Genomic DNA, 3,988 nt, shown 5'->3' with positions numbered 1-3,988 from the left:
CAGGCCGCCAAAAGCCTCGTGGGCAAATGCGACGCGGTGTACATCCCCCTGGACAACACCGTGGTCTCGGCCCTGGAGTCGGCCATCAAGGTCTGCACGGAGAACCGGCTGCCGCTTTTCAGCTCGGACAACGATTCCGTGTCCCGGGGAACCGTGGCCGCCCTGGCCGTGGACTATGGACGTATGGGGAGGCAGACGGCGGTCATGGCCAAACGCATCCTGGCGGACGGGGAAAAACCCGCCGCCATGCCCGTGGAGGAGTTGCAGGAACTGGAGGTGGTGGTGAACAAGAAAGCCGCCGCCGACATGGGCCTGACCCTGCCCGAATCCGTCCTGAAAAAGGCCGGAAAGGTCATCGAATAACTTTCGAAAAAAAGGGGCTGCCTCGCGCGGCCCCTGGCGCGTCAGGCGGCGGCATCCGGCACGGCGCCCGGGTCCGCCGCCTTTTTCATGCCGCTTTTTGGGCCGCACCCCGGGAAATAAAGGCTGCGGCGGCCCGGTCCATGAGCTGCGCCCCGGCCAGGGCCAGCCCCCCCACCACCACGGCCGACACCCCAAAGGCCGCCAGGGGCGACATGCGCCCATGGAGCATTTCAGCCGCATACCCCAAAAGGGGCTGGTGGATCAGGTAGAAACTGTAGGAGGCCGCCGCCAGGCGGGCCACCGCCCGGCTCTCCCCCAGGCGGGCGATGAGGGGAAGGGCGAATAGCATCCCGCTTATGGACAGCGTGCACAGACACACCAGGAAGTGGGCCGCGGGGGCAGGCAGTCCGTCCTTGACGGTCACGGTCAGGGCCACGGCCAGGATCGTCACCCCGGCCAGGGCCAGGGATGCCGGGCGCGAAAAACCCGATGCCCCCGGGTCGTCCGGATCGGCTCCGGCCTGCTCTGCGGCCTGGCGCGCCGTCCACCGAAAGGCCAGGAACATGCCCGTGGCGAATTCCGGGAGCCGGGCCGGGAGGTTGAAATAGATCATGTAGGCCAAAAGCCCGAACGGGCCGTCCGGGAACCATCCGGAAAGGGCCTCCAGAAGACCCCACAGCCCGAAGCAGCCGATCACGATGCCGCCAAGCGCCCAGCCGGGGCCAATTCGGACAAAAAGCCGCAGCACAAGCGGATAAAACAGGTAGAACTGGGCCACCAGCCCCATCCACCACAGGGCCGGGACAATGCCGTAGAAGCAGGCCGGGTCCAGGGTGTGGACGAACGCGACATGTTCGAAAAAGCAGCGCCCAAGCGACGGCCCGGCCGCCGTGGCGGTGAAAAGGGCCACGGCGCTCCACAGGGCCAGGGCCATGTAATACTGCGGGCAGATGCGTCCGAAGCGACGGCGGAAAAACGCCGCGTAGGGCAGGTCGAGCACCCCGCCCCGGGCCGCCAGGGGCAGCGTCAGGACAAAGCCGGTGATGGTGTTGAAGATGACCACCCCGAGGTAGCCCTGGGCCAGGATGTCCCCGAAAAGCGGCCCCAGGGGATTTTCTGTCCCGGCCTCGGGGATCACGGACCACAGGTGGAAGAAAAAGACCCCCACCATGGCCACAACGCGCAGGAACTCGATCTGCGGGATGCGTTTTTTCATAAAGTGAACTTTCCCGGGGCAATACGTTTTAGGAGCCTCGCCCTAGCAGCATTTCATACAAAAGTCATGCAGATTGTGTCTCGGACACGTTTCCCCGGCATGCCGCCGCGCGCCTGGGACCGTTGCGGAGCGCTGTGCTGCGCACTTGCCCGGCCCCGGCCTTGGGGGTTATCCTGCTCCCAAAGGAGACGGCCATGCGCACCGGAACCGAGGAAAAAACGCCCATCGTCATCCGGGCGGACAACGTCGAGGACTATCTGCGCCGGGCCTTCGGCGACGACGCCAGCCTGATCGGCCTGTGCGACATCGCCGCGCCGGGCGAACAGGGCATGAAGGAGTTCGGCTACGGCAAACCCGTATGCATCGAATTCACCGTGGGGGGGGTCCGCAAAAGCGCGGTCCTGTCCATCATGCGCGGCGACAAGTACGGGCACCAGTTCTACTGGGACCGGGCGGCCATCCTCATGTTCCAACATGAGGCCTCGGGTCGCATGGAGAAACATGTACGTTCCCTAGGGCTTGGCTATTTCGACGAAAAGGACGCCATGACGCCGGTCACCCGGCCCAAGGAGTTTTTCATCGTCAGCGAGAAGGCCCCGGGCTATGATTATTATCTGGACCTGGAGCGCATCCGAAAAGGGGGCTTCCGGCCGGGCGACCTGGACATGGCCCGGCGCTTCGCCCGGTTCCTGGCCGGGGTGCATGCCCGCAAAAAGGACGACCCGGATCTCTACCTGCGCCGCATCCGCAACCTTATCGGGGCCTCGGAATGCATCTTCGGGCTGGTGGACGCCTATCCGCACCCCTACGAGCACTTTTTGCCCGAACGCTTTGCGGCCCTGGAAAAGCGCATCATCGACTGGCGCTGGAAGCTGCGCGGCTACGCGCACCGGCTGACCGAGGTGCATGGCGATTTCCACCCGTGGAACATCCTGGTCACCGGCGAGGGCGAGAGCGAGGCCCGCGATTTTTCCGTGTTGGACCGCAGCCGGGGGGAATGGGGCGACGCGGCCGACGACGTGGCCACGCTGGCCATCAACTACCTGCTGTTCGGCCTCTATGAAAAGCCGCGTCTGACCGGCGATTTCGAGAAGATGTACATGGCCTTTTTCGAGACCTATTTGCGCGCCAGCGGCGACGACGAGATGTTGTCGGTCATAGCCCCCTTTTTCGTGTTCCGGGGGCTGGTGATCGCCTCGCCCCAGTGGTATCCCAACCATCCCCTGCCCGTGCGCCAGGGGCTTCTGCGATTTTTGGAAAACGTGCTCGAGGATGATCGTTTCGACTGCCAAAACATCAACAAATATATGGAATAAGCGTATGACCACCGGCGCCGGCATCTGGTTCACGGGACTTCCGGGCTCGGGCAAAAGCAGCGTGGCCAGGGCCGTGGCCAAGGCCCTGGAAGCGGCCGGGAGGCCGGTGACGCTTTTGTCCATGGATGCCCGGCGCAAGGTCTATTTTCCCGTCCCGGCCTATACCGAAGACGAACGCGAGTCGGCCTACCTGATGTTTGCCGGGGATGCGGCCGGGCTGGTGCGCGAGGGCCGGGTGGTGATCATGGACGCCACGGGCAACCGCAAGCGGTGGCGCGACCGGGCCAGGGCTCTGATCCCCCGGTTTGCCGAGGTGTTCGTGTCCTGTCCGGTTTCGGTGGCCATGGCCCGGGAGGCGTCCCGGCCCGAGGGGTTGGTCATGGCCGGGCTGTACGCCAAGGCCCTGGCCCGCAAGGCTACGGGCGAGGAGGTTCCGGGACTGGGGGAGGTCGTCGGGGTGGACGTGCCCTTCGAGGCCGACCCGGCCGCCGAATGCGTGGTGGACGCGGCCACGCTTTCCGTCAATCAGGCCCGGGACGAGGTGTTGCGGTTTCTGGATGGGTGGCTATAAGCTCGAGGCACGGAGGCAGCCATGCAATTGACCATGGAATACGAACTGGAGACGGATGGCCGGTGGCTGGCGGAGATCACGGAGCTTCCCGGCGTCATGGCCTATGGGCCGACGCAGACCGAGGCCATCGCCAGGGTCAAGGCCCTGGCCTTGCGGGTCATTGCCGAACAGTTGGAACATGGTGAACATGTTCCCAATACCGACACCATTTCCTTCGCCGCCGCATGAGCCAGTGGCCGTCTATCAAATCCGCCAGACTGCTCGCCGCGCTGTTACGGCTTGGCTGGAACGAAAAGCGGCGTAGCGGTTCGCACCGGACGCTGCAACGCGACGGCTGGCCGGATGTCGTCTTTGCCTTCCATGACGCCGAAGAACTCGGCCCCCGCATGGTGGCCCGGATCGCCAAAAAGACCGGTCTGACTCCAAACGACCTTCAATAGACCCGCGACCCCGGCGGCACGTCGCCATCGGGCGCAAGAAGCGCCACCCGGCCCTGCCCATCATCCACGCCCATGACCAGCA

Annotated in this window: 6 protein-coding genes; 5 read left to right on the top strand and 1 reads right to left on the bottom strand. The window is 64.9% G+C overall.

Annotated elements, in window-relative coordinates:
* Positions 1 to 363: ABC transporter substrate-binding protein (locus V3572_RS08710; RefSeq protein WP_332110599.1), on the top strand; the 363-nt coding region annotated here is incomplete at its 5' end.
* 85 nt (positions 364 to 448) lie between these two features.
* Here the strand turns inward: V3572_RS08710 and V3572_RS08705 are convergent.
* A complete protein-coding gene (locus V3572_RS08705) occupies positions 449 to 1,579 on the bottom strand; it encodes an acyltransferase family protein (RefSeq protein ID WP_332110598.1) in 1,131 nt (376 codons plus the stop codon).
* Positions 1,580 to 1,773: 194 nt separating this feature from the next.
* Between V3572_RS08705 and V3572_RS08700 the strand changes: the two genes are divergently transcribed.
* Genes V3572_RS08700 through V3572_RS08685 form a run of 4 tightly spaced genes read left to right on the top strand, consistent with a single transcriptional unit; the run spans position 1,774 to position 3,906 of the window.
* On the top strand, positions 1,774 to 2,895 hold the full coding sequence (locus V3572_RS08700; RefSeq protein WP_332110597.1) for a phosphotransferase family protein: 1,122 nt from the start codon (positions 1,774 to 1,776) through the stop codon (positions 2,893 to 2,895).
* 4 nt (positions 2,896 to 2,899) lie between these two features.
* Positions 2,900 to 3,466 carry an adenylyl-sulfate kinase gene (locus tag V3572_RS08695; RefSeq protein ID WP_332110596.1) on the top strand — a complete coding sequence of 189 codons (567 nt, stop codon included), beginning with the start codon at positions 2,900 to 2,902 and terminating at the stop codon, positions 3,464 to 3,466.
* A 21-nt stretch (positions 3,467 to 3,487) separates the two neighbouring features.
* Entirely contained in the window at positions 3,488 to 3,694 is a 207-nt protein-coding gene (locus tag V3572_RS08690) for a type II toxin-antitoxin system HicB family antitoxin (protein ID WP_332110595.1), read from the top strand.
* Complete coding sequence (locus tag V3572_RS08685) at positions 3,691 to 3,906, top strand: type II toxin-antitoxin system HicA family toxin (RefSeq protein ID WP_332110594.1); 216 nt, start codon at positions 3,691 to 3,693, stop codon at positions 3,904 to 3,906. The genes V3572_RS08690 and V3572_RS08685 overlap by 4 nt, the downstream gene beginning before the upstream one ends.
* Positions 3,907 to 3,988 lie beyond the last annotated feature (82 nt).

The sequence above is a fragment of the Desulfolutivibrio sp. genome, assembly GCF_036584575.1.
Taxonomy (GTDB): Bacteria; Desulfobacterota; Desulfovibrionia; order Desulfovibrionales; family Desulfovibrionaceae; genus Desulfolutivibrio.
This window is presented reverse-complemented; position numbering and strand designations above follow the sequence as displayed.